The sequence below is a fragment of the Singulisphaera acidiphila DSM 18658 genome (genome assembly GCF_000242455.2).
In the GTDB taxonomy this organism is placed as follows: domain Bacteria; phylum Planctomycetota; class Planctomycetia; order Isosphaerales; family Isosphaeraceae; genus Singulisphaera; species Singulisphaera acidiphila.
This window is the reverse complement of the sequence record NC_019892.1, coordinates 6,556,915-6,574,249: the sequence shown is the minus strand read 5'-3', so window position 1 is coordinate 6,574,249 and position 17,335 is coordinate 6,556,915. Positions and strand designations below refer to the sequence as shown.

Sequence of the window (17,335 nt, the reverse complement as noted above, 5' to 3'; positions counted from 1 at the left end):
CCGAGCCCGACCTCTATGTCGCTTCGCGTCTACAACACGCTGACCCAAACCAAAGAGCCTTTCCAGACGGTTCGCCCGGGCGCGGTGGGCATGTACGTCTGCGGTCCCACCGTTTATTCCCGCAGCCACGTCGGCCATATGGTCGGGCCCGTCATCTTTGACACCATCAAGCGTTACCTCGTCTACCTGGGCTTCGAGGTCACCTGGGTCGTCAATATCACCGACGTCGATGACAAGCTCATCGTCCAGGCGCAGAAGGAAGGGACCTCGGTCAAGGAACTCGCCGAACGGGTCACCGAAGACTACCTCGCCTGCCTCCGTGCGCTGGGGGTCGACGGCATCGACCAAATGCCTCGCGCCACCGAACACATCGGCGAAATCATCGAGATGACCCAGGCCCTGATCGACAAGGGGTTCGCCTACCCGTCGTCGGGAGACGTCTACTTCGACGTGTCGAAGGCACCTGACTACGGCAAGTTGAGCCATCGCGACCCCGAGGAACTCCAAGCGGGCGCACGGATCGAGCCGACCGTCGTGAAGCGGCACCCGGGCGACTTCGCGCTCTGGAAGGGGTCGAAGCCGGGCGAGCCGTTCTGGGAGAGCCCCTGGGGACCGGGCCGACCCGGCTGGCATATTGAATGCTCCGCCATGAGCATGAAAATCCTCGGCTCTCACTTCGACATCCATGGTGGCGGCCTTGACCTGGTCTTCCCCCACCACGAAAACGAGGTCGTTCAGTCCGAGTCCTACTCGGGTCAGACGTTCGCCACCTACTGGCTGCACAATGGCCTGTTGACCAAGGACGGGAAGAAGATCTCCAAGTCAGATCCCGGCACAATCGTCTTGATGGCCGACCTGCTCGAGGCTCATTCGCCCGACACCATCCGCGCCCTCCTCCTGACCAGCCATTACCGACGGCCGATCGACTACGGCCCCTCACGCCTCGACGAGCTCGCACGCGGGCTGCAAGCCTTCTTCAAAGGCTTCGAGCGGTTTGAGCGAATCACCGGCGAGAGTTTCTACGCACTCTCCGCCCCGACGCGCCGAGACGCGTTCGAACCGGGCACGTCGGCCCTCCTGGGCGAGCTCGCCGGCCACCGCCAGCGGTTCCTCGACGCCATGGACGACGACTTCAACACCGGTGGCGCGATCGGTGAGCTCTATGAGTCGATTCACGCCCTGAACCGGTTCGCCAACGACCTCACTCCGCAGTCGGGCCCCGCGCTCCTGGAATACAAGGCGGGCATGGTCGTTCTCAAGGAACTGACCCAACTGCTCGGCCTCTTCCGTGAGCCCTTGGCCAAGCCCGAGGCGAACCAGGATCGGCTCACCGCCCCGTTGCTCGACCTCCTGGTGCATCTTCGTACACAAGTTCGGAAGGAGAAAAACTTCGCGTTGGCCGATGAGATTCGTAACAAGCTGTCGAGCCTCGGCGTCACGCTCGAAGACCGAGCCGACGGCACCTCGTGGCGGATCGACTGACACGCGTTGGAATCTCAAGGCGTATGATTCGACAAGACTCTCGATCAGGTGGGCAGCGCCCACCCTTGGAGAATTGTCCCAAGGAAGGGCCAAGCGCGATGGCGACGACGAGCACGATTCCAACCTCCGACGCAGGTCAGCGACCTTTTTTCCGGGTCGTCGGAATCGATCCCGGTCTCATCGTCACTGGTTACGCGGTCGTGGAAACCTCGCCGCGCGGGCCCTTCGTCATTGAGGCCGGAGTGATTCGGCCCCGTGCCGACAAGGCGCCGATGGGGCGGCGGCTCGAGTTGATCCACCAGGGAGTGGCCGAAGTCCTCGATGCCTTCCCCCCCTCCTCGGTCGCGCTCGAGCAGGTCCACAGCCACCTGAAGCATCCCCGGACCGCGATCCTGATGGCCCACGCGCGGGGGGTCATCGTCCTGGCCGCCGCCCAGCGGGGGGTGCCCGTCGTGGGCTACGCCGCCTCCCGGATCAAGAAGACGCTGACCGGCAGCGGTAAGGCCCCGAAACTCCAGATGCAACACGCGATTCAGACCGAGCTCGGCCTCGATCGACTGCCCGAGCCTCACGACGTGGCCGACGCCTGCGCCGTGGCGCTCTGCCACTACCAGATCGAACGCAGCCAGCGCGGACTGCTCGGCCGCTGACGGCAAACCGGAGCGGCCACCCGTCGTGCCTTGGGGATCAACGGACCAAACGACGCGTTGGCTTGACCCCGGACGAGCCAGCTCTTTACGATGGACAGGTGTCAACAACAAGGGGACGCGATTCTTCATCTCAAGGTCTCGAACCGACGATTTGAGCGAGATGAAGAACACGCTAAGGGGGCGACCGGTTCTCCAGTGATTATCACCTTGAACGGCGAGCAGCGCGAGGTGCCCGCGCCAATAACCGTGGCCGGCTTGTTGCGCGAGCTGAAGCTCAGGCCCGAGCATGTGGCGGTCGAGATCAATTCCGGCCTGGTCACCCGCTCCCGACACGACGAAACCCCTATCGTCCCAGGAGACATTCTGGAAGTCGTGACCCTGGTGGGCGGAGGGGGGGGACCGCCCCCCCCGGCGCTCGATCCCGGCACGCTGACGATCGGCTCGCATACATTTCAGAGCCGCCTCCTCGTAGGGACCGGCAAGTACACGACCCTCGAGCTGATGCGCGACTGTCTCGACGCGAGCGGCGCCGAGGTCGTGACGGTGGCCGTGCGCCGGGAACGACTCTTCGACCGGGAAGGCCGCAGCCTGCTCGATTTTCTCGACCCCAAGCGCTACACCATCCTGCCCAATACGGCCGGATGCTTCAGCGCGGAGGAGGCCCTCCGCACGGCTCGGCTGGGACGTGAACTCCTCTCCGGCCTGGAAAATCCGGGAGCCGACTGGGTCAAGCTCGAGGTCCTGGCCGACACCAAGACCCTGCTCCCCGACCCGGTGGCGACCCTGGAGGCGACACGGGTCTTGGTCGCCGAGGGGTTCCAGGTCCTCTGCTACACCAGCGACGACCCGATCATGGCGCGCCGGCTTAAGGCGGCCGGCGCCGCGAGCGTGATGCCGGCCGGCAGCCCGATCGGCAGCGGCCAGGGGATCCTGAACCCGAATAACCTCCGGATCATCCTCGAGGATCTCAAGGGGGATGACCCGGATTACCCGGTCATCGTCGACGCCGGAGTTGGCACAGCCAGCGACGTGACGCTGGCGATGGAGCTCGGCTGCGACGGCGTGCTCCTCAACACAGGGATCGCGGGGGCCAAGGATCCACTTCGGATGGCTCATGCCATGCGGCTGGCGATCGAGGCCGGCCGACTCGCAGCCGGGGCCGGTCGCATTCCGAAGAAACTGTACGCGACCGCGTCGAGTCCGACCGAAGGAACGATCGGGTGACGGTCGTTCACGGTTCCTCCTTGAGTCGACCTGGTGCCTGTCTCCGGCTTAGAACCGATCTCCGTCAACGGATTGTGGGCACACTCCCGTGATGATGACCGTCGGCCAAGTGCCACGGGTTCCGTACTTCGGAACCCGTGCGGAGACGCCTTGGCCCGAGTCACATGGGCTTTTCCCCTTCTTTTGTTTTTGGAATGGGCTCAAATCGGCCTATTTGAGATAGGCACTTCGGACGGTCCGCCGTCATTCATCACGGAATGGAGCGTCTCATGTCGGCTCTCGACCCCGTCCCCATCCTCGGTCCGGACGGGGCCATTGCGCGGCGGTTGCCGAGCTACGAGTCACGTGCCGAACAGCTCGAGATGGCCAAGGCTGTCGCCCGCGCGATCGAGAACAAGTCGCACCTCATGGTCGAAGCCGGAACGGGGGTCGGCAAGAGCTTCGCTTACCTCGTCCCCGCGATCCTCGCGGCCGCCGAGTCCGGCCAGAAGAAGGTTGTGGTCTCGACCCACACGATCAGCCTCCAAGAGCAACTCCTCCAGAAGGATCTCCCATTCCTGCGCTCGGTGATGCCGCAAGAGTTCTCGGCGGTCCTGGTCAAGGGGCGTTCCAACTACATCAGCTTGCGACGGCTCGACGCCACCGTGGCGCGTGCCGAGGCTTCGTTCGCAAAACCCGAAGAGCACGATCAACTCGCCGAGATCCGACTCTGGTCGGGAAAAACCAGCGACGGCAGCCGCGCGGACATCGACTTCCGTCCGGCACCCAACGTCTGGGATGCGATCGCGAGCGAGAACGGAAATTGCCTCGGGCGCTCCTGCCCTCGCCACAAAGATTGCTTTTATTACAAGGCACGCCGGCGAATGTGGACGGCCAACATCCTGGTCGTGAACCATGCGCTCTTCATGAGCGACCTCGCCCTCCGGAACGCGGGGGCCAGTTTGCTCCCCGACTATGATGTCGCGATCTTCGATGAAGCGCATACGCTCGAAGCGGTGGCCGGTGAGCATCTGGGGCTGAAGGTCACTAGCGGCCAATTCGACTACACCCTCGGCAAGCTCTACAACGACCGTTCGCGTAAAGGGCTGCTAGCCTATCACAAGCTCGACGACGCGATCATGCAGCTCCAGCGCGTCCGGAGCGAGGCGCTCAACTTTTTCGATGACGTCGCCGAGTGGCAGGCCTCGCAAGGTTCGACCAATGGCCGGCTCCGCAAACCGATCGCCTGGCCTGACACCGTCTGCGAGGAACTCCGCAAACTGGCGTCGGCGATCCGGCACGGGGCCGAGACCATCAAGACCGAAGAGCAGCGAATCGAGCTCACCGCCTCCGAAGAGCGCTGCCTCTCGCTGGCGTCCTCCCTCTCCTCCTGGCTCGGCCAGAAAGAGCCGGACAGCGTCCACTGGATCGAGCTGACCGGCGGCGCGCGAAGGCGGGTGACCTTGGCCTCCGCACCTCTCGACGTCGGCGCAACCCTCCGCCGCTCGCTGTTCGATCGCGTCCCGACCTGCATCCTGGCGTCAGCCACGCTCAGCGTCGGCTCTCCCCCTCGCTTCGACTTCTGCAAGACAAGGCTCGGCCTGACCCAAGGGGAGAGCCTCCAGCTCGGTAGCCCGTTTGATTTTCCGAACCAGGTCACCATCCACCTGCGCCGGAATCTCCCCGACCCCTCGGAACAGAGCGCGGAGTTCGAGCGCCAGGCGATCCAGGCGATTCCTCACTACCTGGAGAAGACCCAAGGGAAAGCCTTCGTTCTCTTCACGTCCTACAAAATGCTCGACGCGGCGGTCCGGATGCTCACGCCCTGGTTCGCGAAGCAGAACATCACCCTGATCGCCCAGAGCGAAGGGATGCCCCGCACCAAGATGGTCGAGGCCTTCAAGGCGGACGTCGACAGCGTGATCTTCGGCGCAGATAGCTTCTGGCAGGGGGTCGACGTGCCCGGCGAAGCACTCTCGAACGTGATCATCGTTCGGCTCCCGTTCAGCGTCCCGAGCCACCCCTTACTCGAAGCCCGCCTGGAGTCGATTCGCCGGACCGGCGGCAACCCGTTCAACGACTACCAGATTCCCGAGGCGGTCATCAAGCTCAAGCAAGGCTTCGGCCGACTGATCCGGTCGAAAACCGACCGTGGGATCGTCGTGATTCTCGATCCACGTGTGCTCACCAAACCGTATGGGCGGACGTTCTTGAATTCGCTGCCGGCCTGCCCTCGAATCATCGACTAAACCTCGGCGTTTGAGCCGCCCTACCCCGGCACAATCAGAAAGATTGAATTTCTCGCCGCAAACCTTACGAAAAAAGCGAGAGATCCTCCCCCCTAGGATCGCCACTTTCTCTGGGATACAATACAGTCTTGAATTCCATGGGATGGAGTGAGGCCGAGTCAGTCAGAACAGATTCAGCCGTTGGTCTCGACTCATGAGCGGGGAGTGGCACCATCCCCCCCTCTTTCGACGAGATACGGTTGGGCGACACTTACCCAACAAAATCAACTCAGTCTCTGATTCTGACACTCGACCTCTTGCCCTCTTCAATCAAAACGATCGCCCTCGAGACCGGACCTGCGAATGCTGGCCAAGCGGATCATCCCCTGCCTCGACGTCAATGAAGGCCGCGTGGTCAAAGGAACGAACTTCGTCAACCTGCGCGATGCCGGCGACCCGGTCGAAGTGGCGAGTCGTTACGAGTTGGAGGGGGCCGACGAACTGGTCTTCCTCGACATCACGGCGAGCCACCAAGGGCGGGAGATCATCTGGGACGTCGTCAGCCGGACGGCCGAGGTCTGCTTCATGCCGGTGACCGTGGGCGGCGGAATTCGCAATCTGGAAGACATCCGCGCTTTGCTCAAGGCGGGGGCCGATAAGGTTTCGATCAACTCGGCGGCAGTTCGCGACCCCGAGTTCGTGCGCGCAGCCGCTCGGCGATTCGGCAGTCAGTGCATCGTCGTCAACATCGACCCGAAGCGCGTCCAGCGAGACGGCCAAGAGGTCTGGGAAGTGCACATCAACGGCGGGCGTATCTCGACCGGCCTGGAAGCGGTCGCCTGGGCTCGCGAGGTCGAACGCCTCGGCGCCGGAGAGATCGTCTTGACGAGCATGGATGCCGACGGCACCAAGAACGGCTACGACTTGCCGATGACCCGGGCGGTGAGCGAGGCAGTCGAGATTCCGGTCGTCGCCTCGGGAGGTGCGGGGAGTCCCGAGCACTTGCGCGCGGCCCTCGTCGAAGGGGGTGCCAGCGCTGCGCTGGCGGCCAGCATCTTCCATTATCACGAGTACACGATCACGGAGACGAAAGAATATCTGGCCCGTCACGGTGTGCCGGTTCGGCGTCTTGCGGAGTCGACGGCCTCTTGAAAAGTCCCAGGCCGCTCGCATCGGCCGACTTCGGTTCTTCGACTAAGAAAGTCTCTCCGGGCGACGATTACGAATCATCTCGTCATCCCAGTCTCTGTTAATGAAGTCTCACTACGTGTCGGCACAAGTCAGGTAGGACCCGAGACCGGCGTGTTCGACACGCCCTCCACTGCATTCCTTGCAGGAGAATTCGCTCATGGCGACTGACGTGGAAGTGAACGTTGAGGCTGCCCCGAACGAGCCCGAATGCAACAAGCTTTTTCGGATGGTAATGAAGTACAAAGGGTCCGACCTTCACCTGAAGGTCGGTCTTTCCCCAAGCATGCGGCTCGGGGGTGTGCTTCGACAGATGCAGATGCCTGTGCTTACGAAGGAGGAGATGGAACGGTTGATGTACCCGATCCTGACCCCTCGTCAGAAGCACATTCTCGACGATGAAGGGGGAGTCGACTTCGCCCATATCATCTTTGACGGCGATCTCGAAACTCGGTTCCGCGTCAGCCTGTTCCGAGCCCGTGGCCGGTTGAGCCTGGTCGCCCGCCGCGTCAACAACTCGATCCCCAACTTCGAGAAGCTCGGCCTCCCCCCCGTCATGGCCGAGATCACCCAGTACGAGCAGGGGATCATCATCCTCGCCGGGGTGACCGGTTCGGGCAAAAGCACCACGATCGCGTCGATGCTTCAATACATCAACGAACGCGAGCGAATGCACATCCTGACGCTCGAAGACCCGATCGAGTTCACCTTCAGCGACTCGAAGTCGATCATCAATCAGCGCGAGATCGGCATCGACGTAAAGGACTGGCACAAAGCACTCAAGGACGCGGTGCGGCAAGACCCGGACATCATCCTGGTGGGTGAGATGCGAGACCAGGAGACCTTCGGCGCCGCGATGCACGCCGCCGAAACCGGGCACCTTGTCTTCGGCACCATCCACGCTTCGAGCGCCCCGTCCACGATCAGTCGTATTCTCGACCTGTTCCCGCGTGAAATGCACGCGCCGCTCCGGCAGAACCTGGCATTCAACCTCAAGGCGATCGTCGCGCAAAAGCTCCTGATCACGACCAAGGAGCTGCAAGCCCAGGGGATCACCCGGGTGCCGACCAATGAGATCATGCGGACGAACCCCACCGTCCGAAAGCTGATTCTCAACGAGGAAGATACGAAGCTCGGCGACGCGATCCGGATCGGCAAAGAAGAAGGGATGCAGGACTTCACCGAGAGCCTGAGACAGCTCGTCGTCAATGAGCGAATCGAACGCTCCACGGCATTCGAGGTCGCGCCGAGCGTGGAAACTTTGAAAATGGCGCTCAAAGGGATTAACATCGCACAGCCGGGCATTCTCTAAGAGTCGGCTCTCGGCCGTCTTAGACCCGCTGCTGCGTCGTGTCGAGTTCTCCGTGGGAGGAAAGGGAAGCGATGATCCGTCCGCGCCTCGCACTCGCGACGTTCACCTTGATGACCCTGGGCGCGACGGCCGGGGCTTACGCCGCCGAGTCGGCCGGGGTCTTGCTCGCCCAAGCGCCGGGCATCCTGCGCGGGCCCGGCATGTATCTCAACCTACTCAAGTTCCTCCCCGTGCTGGCGGTCTTCCTGCTCTGGGCGTGGACCTCGTACTGGGTCGACGACGACGCCAAGGAACTGGTCAACCCGAAGTTCGAGGTCTGGAACAGTGTCATCTTCTTCTCGGGAATCCTCGGCTTCGCCATGGTCTGGGCGATTCCGATCTACCCGATCAGCCTGACCCTGCTACTCCTCGCCTACTTCATTCCCCTCATGTCGTACATCTATACGCGCAACCAGACCGTTCCCGATGACTCCAAGGTGCTGACCCCCTACCATCTGGGCGAAGTCATGAACGGGCTCATGAACAAGGCCGGTATGAAGGGGATCTTCAACAAGGGAGACTCGGGAGTCAACCAGGGCGGACCGCCGATCGAGTTCGTCGGTAAGAGCCAGGGGTCGAGCAAAGCTGATCCCACGCGGGTCGCCCAGGCCGAAGAGTCCCGGTCCTATACCTCGGCCAAAGAACTCGTCTACGACGCCGTCCTCCGTCGCGCGACCGACATCCACTTCGAGCCGACGGCCGAGCAGCTCTCGATCCGCTACCGAATCGACGGCATCCTCCACGCCGCCGAGCCGTTCGATCGGCCCACCGGCGATGCCGTGATCAACGTCTTCAAGGTCCTCGGGGCGCTCGACATCTCGGAGAAACGCAAACCCCAGGACGGTTCCTTCGGCGCCAAGCTCGAAGGCCGCGAACTCGAGTTCCGCGTGGCGACCTCGGGCTCGAAGTCGGGCGAAAAGATGGTGATGCGTATCCTCGACAGCGGAATGGGAGTCTCCGCACTCGACGAGGCCGGCCTTCGGCCCAAGCTGGCCACCGAGATCCGCAACCTCGTGACCCAGCCGCACGGCATGTTCCTCTGCTGTGGTCCGACCGGGTCAGGCAAGACTACCACGCTCTACGCCTGCCTCCGCGAGATCGACCGGTTCCAGAAGAACATCATCACCGTCGAGGACCCGATCGAATATCACCTCGACAACATCACCCAGATGGAAATCAACACGAAGAGCGGGCAAACTTTCTCAGGAAGCCTCCGCTCGATCCTTCGGCAAGACCCCGACGTGATCATGATCGGCGAAATTCGCGATCAGGAGACCGCAACCATCGCCTGTCAGGCGGCGACGACCGGTCACATGGTCTTCTCCACCGTCCATGCCAACGACACCGTGACGGCGCTCTTCCGCCTCCTCGACCTGGGCGTCGAACCGTTCATGATCGCCTCGGCCCTGACTGCCGTGCTCGGCCAGCGCTTGGTCCGCATGCTCTGCGAGAACTGCAAGGAACCGTACAAGCCCAAGCCCGAGTTCCTCAAAAAGGCCAACCTGCCCGCCGATAAAGTCGACGTCTTCTACCGGAGACCGGCGGAACCCCAGGAAGTCTGCCCGCAATGCGGCGGCACCGGCTACCTCGGCCGAACCGGGATCTTTGAGCTCCTGATCATCACCGAGCCGATGCGCGACATGATCCGCGAGAACCCGTCGCTCAACGCGATCAAGGCCGAAGCGCGGAAGAACGGGATGATCTACCTCCAGGAAGACGGCCTCCGCCAGGTCATCCAGGGGAAAACTTCGATCGACGAGCTTCTCCGGGTCGTGAAATAAACAAGCGGACGACGCCAACTCTCGATCTACCTTTGAATTTACGCTGAGGGATCTATCCATGGAGATCGTGGTCAACCTGGTGATCGTCGGCCTTATTGCAGGCCTGACCTGGGCCTTGACGAGCGAGGGACTTTGGGGCTCTGTCCTGATGTTCTTCAACGTCCTGTTCGGGGGACTCATCGCCTTCAACTTCTACGAACCGCTGGCGAAGCTGCTCGATGGAACCGGGATCGGCTGGGGTTTCTCCGACACGCTCTGCCTGCTCGGCCTGTTCATCATCACGACGTTCATACTTCGCTTGATTACCGAGTCCATGGCCCCCGCCATGGTCCGGTTCCCCTCGATCGTCTACCAGTTGGGCCGGCTCGTCTTCGGATTCGGAGGCGCCGTCGTCACGGTGGCAATCCTCTTGGTCGCGTTCGAGACCGCACCGGTCCACAAGAAGATTTTGGGAGTGATCGACTACAAGTCGAAGCCGCCGTTCGGCATGGGGCTCGACCGCAAGTGGCTCGCCTTCTTCCAGTACACAACGGGGCTGGTCTTCGCCGAGCACGTCCCCGGCTCACGCGACCCATTCCGTGAGTACGGTGATTCCAAGGTCTTTGATCCCAAGGCGGAATGGCTCTTGAATCATCAGGAAGCGCGCCCCTACGGGACCGAGTCGATCCACGAGGGCGGCGACGAGGCTGCGGGTGCAGCGCCGGCTGGAGGAGCGGCTTCGGGAGGCGCGCCCGGAGCCCCGGGTGCGGCCCCCGGCGGAGGGCAACCCGGTGATATCAAGGTGATTGGGCCGGCGGTCGGCGGTGGGGTCGTACTTCCTCAATAACCAGGCCGCTTGCACTTGCCGTACTTCGAGCGACGCCCTGACCCAATCCTTGGCGTCAGGGCAGGCTCAACGTGGTTCCGGTGGAGGGATCGCCGCCGGAAGAGCCTGAAGTTCCATCAGTTCAAACTTGGGTGTCGTTTTCGCCCCGACCATCTGCTGCTCGACCTTGTAGACCGCGACTTGACTCGTGGTGGTTTCAAAGACAAAGAGGGGCGCCCAGCCCTCGCTGTAGGTCCCCAGTGAGCCGGTCGTCATCAAGAACTGGGGCCGTGGACCGGAGTCGAGGTTGATCTTGAAGTCAGCCACAAGGTCGCGCTCGGCGAAGGAATCGATCAGTTTGGCCGCACCGACCGATTGCTTGAACGAGGGAATGGTCGCCAGCAGACGCCCCGCCTTGTAGTCGAGGTAGTAGATCGCTTCGAGCGGGATCTGGACCCGCTTCTTATCGTTGTAGCCGAGCATGACCGGCCCGCTCGCCAGGATGGATTCCCCTGACCGATCGCCGCCATGAGCCAGGACGACGGATCCGGAGCGTGGGAGATGATCGATGCCCCAACCAGCCGCCAGGCCGATCACAAGAATGACTGCGCGGGGTATTTTTCTCGGCGTCGTTGGCATCGGGCGGACTCCTTTTTTTTCACCTCGCGAAAATCGATTTCGAGGTCATCCCAACCTCACTGCGGCGCGCATTGTGCGCCAGTTGATCGAACCCGTCCAGAGGAACCGAACAAGCCCTGAGGACAGATCGTCCAAGTTCTCAGAGCGACGGCCGCCCTGCTCTCCTCTCTGAATCATGGCTTGCAAGGGAAATGCGAATGATGGCCTTTTATTGCAGCCTGGGACTCCTTCTGACGCTCCAGGTCCCCCCACCAGACCAAACGGCGAAGCCATCCGCTGACCTTCGTCAAGAACTTCGGGCGATCCGAGAGCAGGAATCTGCGCGACTCGAAGGTCTGGCCACCCGGTTGATTCAACAAGGCCAGTCCAGCGCGGCCAAGGCGGTTCGAGCCAAAATAGAACCCACCCCCCAGGCCGGGGGGGCCACGCGGTTTGTCCTGCTTCCCAAGGTCGACTCCTCGACATTGAACGGCTTGGCCAATGTCGCGGCCAAATCAGGCGATGCAGAACCCTGGAACGGCGAGCTGCGCACGATTCAAGAGACGACCGCCTCAGCACTCTTCAACCTGGCGGAGCGTGCGGCCGGCTCGATCCCCACGCATTATGCCCTGGCCGATACGTGCTTGCGCGGCGTGCTCAGTCGGCAGCCCGACCACCCCGAAGCACGACGACTCCTTGGTTACATCCCCTATGAAAAGGGCTGGGCCACCCCGTTCGCAACCAGCCAGTTCCGCAAGGGCATGGTCGACCACCCGACGTTTGGTTGGGTCCATTCGTCGTGGGTTTCCCACCTCGAGAATGGCGAGCTTCCCGCCCCGCCGATCCGTGGACAAACGACGGTCCGTTGGCTCCCCGCCGAGCAGGCAGACCAGCTCCATAGCCCTTGGAAAAGCGGCTGGAGGATCTCCACGGAGCATTTCAAGATCCAGACCAACGTCCCTTTCTCCCAGGCCATCGCCTTCGGCCGGCAACTCGAAGCGTTTCACGACCTCTTCTGCTCGCTACTCGCCGACGTGATTGAGTCCGACAAGCGTCTTCCCCTGGCTCAGCGGTTCCGCGACAAAAAAATGGTCGGAGAAAAGAGCAACGACCCGCACCAGGTCTATTACTTCAAGAACAAGCAGGAGTACGTCGACTACCTCATCCCTTATGAGCCCACGATCGCGGAAAGCCTGGGAATTTACATCCCCCTGAAGCCCGGGAAAGGGAAGCGTGCCCCAGCCTATTTCTTCCACGATCCCGAGGGCGAGATCAACGCAACCGCCACCCTCTTTCACGAGGTATCCCACCAACTCTTGTTCGAGACGGCAGGACGAAATGCCTACAACAAGAACGTTGGCAATTACTGGGTCTTCGAGGGTCTCGGCACCTATTTCGAGACGGTGGTCATGGGGTCAGACGGGGTCATGATGGTCGGGGGACTCGTCGGTCCCAGGATCGACGCCGCGCGTGTGAAACTGGAGCAAGGCGAATTCGTGCCGATCGAACAGTTATTGCAATTCGATCAGGCGGCCTTCAACACGCGGGATTCGATCTATCTCCACTACGCCGAGTCGATGGCCTTGGCTGTCTTCTTGATGCAAGGTCGCGAGAAGGCTTACCGTGAACCGTTTCTCGACTACGCCAAGGACGCCTATCGCGGCCTACTCCGCCGTAACACAGGCCAATCGCTCCAAGAGCGCCTGGGCGTTTCTTACGAAGACCTCGACAAAGAGTTCTTGGAATTCCTGAAACAAGGCTGAGACAACCTGTTGGGAATTCGGGGCGGTGGTCACCGCCAGCAGAGGTGGGTGAAAAAAAGCAGGCTGGGGAAGAAAAAAAAAGAGGGACGCAAGACAGCCGTGGTCTCACGCCCCGCAGAATCGCATTACTCGCCCACGTAGGGAATGAGCGCCATGAAGCGGGCCCGCTTCACTGCGTCGCTCGACGCGCGCTGGAACGCCGCACAGTTTCCACTCCGCTTGCGTGAGAACATCTTGCTCTGGTTGGTGCAGAGCTTCTTGAGCAGGCCAACGTCCTTGTAATCGACATACGCCGGACGCGGGCAGCCTTCGGGAGTGCAGAACCGGCAGCGGTTCTTCCGGTTTCGACCAAATTTTTTCCGCGGCATAGACCAGGTGTCCTCGGACGAACTCAAAACCCTTGCGTGGACGGAGCGAGTCGCTTGGCGGTGTGGCCAACCTCATCGGGAAACCATAACGATAGGGAATTTCCGAGCATGGGTCAAGTCCCCCATGCGCGAGGAATCGCTCTCGGCCCGATTTGACTAGGCAACCACTACAAACCCTTCGGTCGCGGTCAGCGCACGAAACAAGGCCCCGAGCCGAACGGCCAAGGGGCCAACACTCCCGTCGCCGATGGTCCGGCCATCGATCTTCGTCACCGGGGCAAGCTCGCCCATCGTCCCGGTACAGAAGACCTCATCGGCGCGATAAACCTCGGTGAGCGATAGGTCACGCTCGGCGTGGGGGATCGCGTGCCGCTGGCAGAGCTCGAGGACCACGGTCCGGGTGATCCCCTCGGGACAGGCCAGGGTTCGGCTCGTGGCCACCTCTCCCTTGGTGACCACAAACACGTGCGTGGCATTGGTTTCAGCCACGAACCCACGGGCATCGAGCATCAGGGCATCGTCCGCCCCGGCGGCATTGGCCTGAATCTTGGCGAGGATCGACGGGATCAGGTTGCAGTGGTGGATCTTGGGGTCCAGGCTATCGGGAGGGGGGCGACGAATCGTGCTGGTCAGGAGCGTGATCCCTGCCTTGTCGTAAACCGGCGGCTTGTGCTCGGCCAGAACGATCAGTGTCGGTCCCGCGCGATTGAGCCGGGGATCCATCCCCGACGTGACCTTGACCCCTCGCGTCAGGGTCAGGCGAAGATGAACGCCATCGCGCATCTGATTCACCTCCAGCGTACGGCGAATCTGTTCGATCATCGCTTCGTGCGATGGGATTTCGGCAAACGCCAGCGCGAGCGCCGAACTCCGGAGCCGGTCGAGGTGCTCGATCAGTCGAAAAATCCGACCATTATAGAGCCTCAGCCCTTCCCAAACAGCGTCCCCTCCTTGGACGGCCGAGTCGAACGGACTGATCCCCGCCTGGTCACGATGCCGCAGGTCGCCATTGATGTTGACGATCAGGTCGCGGTTGCGTTCATCGTATTGCTGAAGCATGAGCTCTCCTCAATCCCCGCCAGGTCGTCTCAAACGATGGTCATGGAGCGTTTCGTAGTAGGGGACGCACTCCTGGAGCAGTCCCTCGAGATGGACGGGGAACGGCTCACTGGAGACGGTCGGTTGCTGGAACGAGGTACTCTTCTCAACGTTCGCGTACCAGTACTTGGCCCAGACTCCGTCGCTGGAGCGTCGTCCCGCAGGCCAGGAGAGCATCGCGTCCAGAAAGGGAACCCCCAGCGCATCGCACAACAGCGTCAGCATGGTGCCTGGGTCTTCGAGGACGTCGCGGGCATCGATCACTGGCGGGATCGTGCCACCGTGACGCCTGACCCACTCGAAGATCTCCACCTGCTGGGACAAGCCCGTGTCGGCAACCGTCGGATGGGGAAGAACCTTGGCGAGCGACGCGACCATCGCGCGAGGGTCGCGGATCAGGAAGGCGTTGGAGACCAGCCCGAGCCAGGCGCGGTCGATCTGGGGCAAGAGGTGATGGGCCATCTGCTTCTGGAAGAAGATGGGCTTTCCTTCGGGAATGGGACCAGTCAACCAGGCGACCACCTTACGCCAGTCGGGCTCGTGTCCCGCGATCACCTCGGCGGCCCCGGGATGGTCGATGCCCGTCTGCTGCAGATAGTGGGCGTAAAGCGGTTCGTCCGAAACGAACGTGTCGGGACGATTGCCCCACGAGCGCATGAGCGCCGTCGAGATATTTCGCGGGCCCGACCACATGGCAATACGAAGGGGAAAAGACATGGCGGCTCGAGCGTCGTTGGAGCCTGGACGGGGCGGATCCAAAGGGCGCGGCTGCCTTGGTTCATCCGGCCCAGTCCGGTCTTGCTAACCCTTTGATTATGGCCTAACGTCAGCGAATTGAAACCCACCGTCGACCGAATCGCGACGGTGGGTGACCCTGCCGCTGCCTACCGGATGACTGCGGAACTCGGCTGAATCGCAAGGGCCGACCCCCTCGGTCGGAGCACGGTCATCATCAGCGTTTCGCTTCGCCCCTTATCGAGGTTAAAGCCTCGGAAGATCTCCTTGATATCGAGCTCCAACCGAGCTTCGCGCTGGAGGAACGGCACTTCTTGCGGGCGGAGCGCCACAATTACTTTCTTGTCCCGGTTGACCTGGGCGACCAGCTTGTCGAGGCCACGAGCCACGGGCGCCGAATGGCCGAGGGCATAGACCACACCTGGAAGGTCAAACGTGCAGAGGATCGCCTTGGCTTGCTCGCGAACTTCGAGTTCGGCGAGCCGCCGGCCAATGACGCCCGAGATCCGATATGGCTCGAGGGCCGGCAACACCCAGACGCCCATCAGCAAGGTCATGACTGCGCTCGAGGCGATCAAAACCCTCGTTGCGCGCTCGATGCCTCCCACCTTGTAGTGGACGTGAAACAGGAGGGCACCGACGAGCATAACAGCCGAGAGGACGAGACTCGCCGCGCGGAGCCCAGGAGGCGCGAACCAGGCGGCGGCTAGGAGTCCGGCGATCGCGCCCGCCGAGATCACCCACAGGAGCCGAACCGCGAGGCGCCCCATCTTCCAGAAGTCGAGCGTGACTTCCGACTCGGTCACGGCGACGAGCATCCAGGCGAGCAGCAAGGCCCAGGCGGGGAATGCCGGCAGATAATAGTGGATCAGCTTCGTCCGCACGCATTCCAGCAAGATCAAAGGGCCGACGATCCAGCCCAGCAGGAACCCGAAGACGGGAGACTCTTTCCGGCGTGACCAGCCGGCGTAGAGCGCTGCCGGCAGCAGCGCTGACCAGGGAAAACAGGTCAGGAAGCTCAAGACGACGTAATAGCCGGGAAACCCGCCGTGCTCTTCGAGCCCGGACGTCGCCCGGCGAATGATATGGTAACCGACGGCGACATGGTAATACTCGCCCTGAGACCTCAACAGGATCGCCACGTTCCAGGGAAGGACGATCGCCGCACAGAGTAAAGGCCCCCAACGCCAGTGGAGCCGCTTCAAAAAGGAGGTCGGCCCTCCCAACCACCACGAGACGGCCCCTGAGGCCACCAGGAGCACGGGCCCGGCGGGGGACTTGGTCAGAATAGCCAGCCCGAGCAAGGTCCAAAAGAGCGCCGCGATCTTCCACGAACTACGCTGTGACAGCTCCCAGAGGCAGAACTGGCAGCCCACCACCCAGAGCATCAGGGTCGCGTCCGTGGTCGCCATCTTCGACTCGGCCACGACGATCGGGGCCGTGGCCAGGATCAGGCCGGCGAGCAGGCCCGCCCTCTCGCCCAGCATCCGACGGCCCCAAGCCCAGACGACCAGGCAGGTGGCGGCCCCCGCCAACGAGGAGACCAGCCGCACGCCGAACGGGTTGTCTCCCCCCAGCGCCGTGCCAGCCATCATCAGCCAATAGATCAGCACCGGCTTGTGATACCGGGGCTCGGCGTTGAAGGTCGGATGGACCCAGTCGCCGCTCGCCCGCATCTCGCGAGTGGCCCCCGCATAGCGCGGCTCATCACGGTCGAAAAGGCTGATACGACCATTACCCGCCAGATTTAAGATCAAGGCAAGAAGGCCCACCAGGACCGCCTGGCGGACCGGCCAGGTTCGTCGCGAAGGGGTGTCGTTCGTGGCGAGAAGTGTCGGGTCGATCGCGGCCACGTTTCCTCCATGAGCTAAGGCTGATCCGCCACGAGAGGCTGGGCGAATTGAGGGGGGCATCTCCGCCGCACTTGCGTGAACCCACCGACGTTCCATCGTCTTCGTCGCTTCGGCGGGATCTCCGCTCATTGACGAAGATCCCACCTCATTGATCGACAAACTCGCTTCAGGCCTTGAATGAAAAGGACGATTTTTCCAATTTTGAGGACTCT

The 17,335-nt window shown here is 62.2% G+C and carries 14 protein-coding genes; 9 read left to right on the top strand and 5 right to left on the bottom strand.

Annotated features, from left to right (window positions below; genetic code table 11):
• Window positions 1-15: 15 nt before the first annotated feature.
• From cysS to SINAC_RS25765, 8 genes are all read left to right on the top strand, one after another.
• Window positions 16-1,482 (top strand): cysteine--tRNA ligase, encoded by a 1,467-nt coding sequence (gene cysS, locus SINAC_RS25800; RefSeq protein ID WP_015248509.1) that lies wholly within the window; start codon window positions 16-18, stop codon window positions 1,480-1,482.
• A 98-nt stretch (window positions 1,483-1,580) separates the two neighbouring features.
• Window positions 1,581-2,132, top strand: coding sequence for a crossover junction endodeoxyribonuclease RuvC (gene ruvC / locus SINAC_RS25795; RefSeq protein WP_015248508.1), 552 nt, complete (start codon window positions 1,581-1,583; stop codon window positions 2,130-2,132).
• Window positions 2,133-2,327: 195 nt separating this feature from the next.
• Window positions 2,328-3,356, top strand: a complete 1,029-nt coding sequence (gene thiS, locus SINAC_RS25790) for a sulfur carrier protein ThiS (RefSeq protein WP_315850088.1) — start codon at window positions 2,328-2,330, stop codon at window positions 3,354-3,356.
• Between the two features lie 269 nt (window positions 3,357-3,625).
• Window positions 3,626-5,584: an ATP-dependent DNA helicase gene (locus SINAC_RS25785; RefSeq protein WP_015248506.1), complete on the top strand. Its 1,959-nt coding sequence runs from the start codon at window positions 3,626-3,628 to the stop codon at window positions 5,582-5,584.
• 342 nt (window positions 5,585-5,926) lie between these two features.
• Window positions 5,927-6,715, top strand: a complete 789-nt coding sequence (hisF, locus tag SINAC_RS25780) for an imidazole glycerol phosphate synthase subunit HisF (RefSeq protein WP_015248505.1) — start codon at window positions 5,927-5,929, stop codon at window positions 6,713-6,715.
• Window positions 6,716-6,911: 196 nt separating this feature from the next.
• Complete coding sequence (locus SINAC_RS25775; protein WP_015248504.1) at window positions 6,912-8,063, top strand: type IV pilus twitching motility protein PilT; 1,152 nt, start codon at window positions 6,912-6,914, stop codon at window positions 8,061-8,063.
• Between the two features lie 71 nt (window positions 8,064-8,134).
• On the top strand, window positions 8,135-9,883 hold the full coding sequence (locus SINAC_RS25770) for a GspE/PulE family protein (RefSeq protein ID WP_015248503.1): 1,749 nt from the start codon (window positions 8,135-8,137) through the stop codon (window positions 9,881-9,883).
• A 58-nt stretch (window positions 9,884-9,941) separates the two neighbouring features.
• Window positions 9,942-10,709 carry a CvpA family protein gene (locus SINAC_RS25765; RefSeq protein WP_015248502.1) on the top strand — a complete coding sequence of 256 codons (768 nt, stop codon included), beginning with the start codon at window positions 9,942-9,944 and terminating at the stop codon, window positions 10,707-10,709.
• A gap of 66 nt (window positions 10,710-10,775) precedes the next feature.
• On the opposite strand, the gene SINAC_RS25760 is transcribed toward SINAC_RS25765, so the two are convergent.
• Window positions 10,776-11,327: a hypothetical protein gene (locus SINAC_RS25760; RefSeq protein ID WP_015248501.1), complete on the bottom strand. Its 552-nt coding sequence runs from the start codon at window positions 11,325-11,327 to the stop codon at window positions 10,776-10,778.
• Between the two features lie 197 nt (window positions 11,328-11,524).
• Here SINAC_RS25760 and SINAC_RS25755 point away from each other — a divergent pair, with 197 nt between their 5' ends.
• Window positions 11,525-13,069, top strand: coding sequence for a DUF1570 domain-containing protein (locus SINAC_RS25755; protein ID WP_020466790.1), 1,545 nt, complete (start codon window positions 11,525-11,527; stop codon window positions 13,067-13,069).
• Between the two features lie 125 nt (window positions 13,070-13,194).
• Here the strand turns inward: SINAC_RS25755 and rpsR are convergent, their stop codons facing one another.
• The 4 genes from rpsR to SINAC_RS25735 all read right to left on the bottom strand — a co-directional run bounded on the left by rpsR (window position 13,195) and on the right by SINAC_RS25735 (window position 17,252).
• Window positions 13,195-13,437 carry a 30S ribosomal protein S18 gene (gene rpsR / locus SINAC_RS25750; protein WP_015248499.1) on the bottom strand — a complete coding sequence of 81 codons (243 nt, stop codon included), beginning with the start codon at window positions 13,435-13,437 and terminating at the stop codon, window positions 13,195-13,197.
• Between the two features lie 156 nt (window positions 13,438-13,593).
• Window positions 13,594-14,496, bottom strand: a complete 903-nt coding sequence (locus tag SINAC_RS25745; protein WP_015248498.1) for an aminotransferase class IV — start codon at window positions 14,494-14,496, stop codon at window positions 13,594-13,596.
• Between the two features lie 9 nt (window positions 14,497-14,505).
• Complete coding sequence (locus SINAC_RS25740; RefSeq protein WP_015248497.1) at window positions 14,506-15,252, bottom strand: sulfotransferase-like domain-containing protein; 747 nt, start codon at window positions 15,250-15,252, stop codon at window positions 14,506-14,508.
• A gap of 167 nt (window positions 15,253-15,419) precedes the next feature.
• Window positions 15,420-17,252, bottom strand: coding sequence for an ArnT family glycosyltransferase (locus SINAC_RS25735; RefSeq protein WP_244884900.1), 1,833 nt, complete (start codon window positions 17,250-17,252; stop codon window positions 15,420-15,422).
• Between the last annotated feature and the right edge of the window lie 83 nt (window positions 17,253-17,335).

What these genes read in the sequence shown, in the direction of transcription:
- cysS (WP_015248509.1), top strand. Translation starts at nt 16, where the DNA reads ATGTCGCTTCGCGTCTACAACACGCTGACCCAAACCAAAGAGCCTTTC.
- ruvC (WP_015248508.1), top strand. Translation starts at nt 1,581, where the DNA reads ATGGCGACGACGAGCACGATTCCAACCTCCGACGCAGGTCAGCGACCT.
- SINAC_RS25785 (WP_015248506.1), top strand. Translation starts at nt 3,626, where the DNA reads ATGTCGGCTCTCGACCCCGTCCCCATCCTCGGTCCGGACGGGGCCATT.
- hisF (WP_015248505.1), top strand. Translation starts at nt 5,927, where the DNA reads ATGCTGGCCAAGCGGATCATCCCCTGCCTCGACGTCAATGAAGGCCGC.
- SINAC_RS25775 (WP_015248504.1), top strand. Translation starts at nt 6,912, where the DNA reads ATGGCGACTGACGTGGAAGTGAACGTTGAGGCTGCCCCGAACGAGCCC.
- SINAC_RS25770 (WP_015248503.1), top strand. Translation starts at nt 8,135, where the DNA reads ATGATCCGTCCGCGCCTCGCACTCGCGACGTTCACCTTGATGACCCTG.
- SINAC_RS25765 (WP_015248502.1), top strand. Translation starts at nt 9,942, where the DNA reads ATGGAGATCGTGGTCAACCTGGTGATCGTCGGCCTTATTGCAGGCCTG.
- SINAC_RS25760 (WP_015248501.1), bottom strand. Translation starts at nt 11,327, where the DNA reads ATGCCAACGACGCCGAGAAAAATACCCCGCGCAGTCATTCTTGTGATC.
- SINAC_RS25755 (WP_020466790.1), top strand. Translation starts at nt 11,525, where the DNA reads ATGATGGCCTTTTATTGCAGCCTGGGACTCCTTCTGACGCTCCAGGTC.
- rpsR (WP_015248499.1), bottom strand. Translation starts at nt 13,437, where the DNA reads ATGCCGCGGAAAAAATTTGGTCGAAACCGGAAGAACCGCTGCCGGTTC.
- SINAC_RS25745 (WP_015248498.1), bottom strand. Translation starts at nt 14,496, where the DNA reads ATGCTTCAGCAATACGATGAACGCAACCGCGACCTGATCGTCAACATC.
- SINAC_RS25740 (WP_015248497.1), bottom strand. Translation starts at nt 15,252, where the DNA reads ATGTCTTTTCCCCTTCGTATTGCCATGTGGTCGGGCCCGCGAAATATC.
- SINAC_RS25735 (WP_244884900.1), bottom strand. Translation starts at nt 17,252, where the DNA reads ATGAGCGGAGATCCCGCCGAAGCGACGAAGACGATGGAACGTCGGTGG.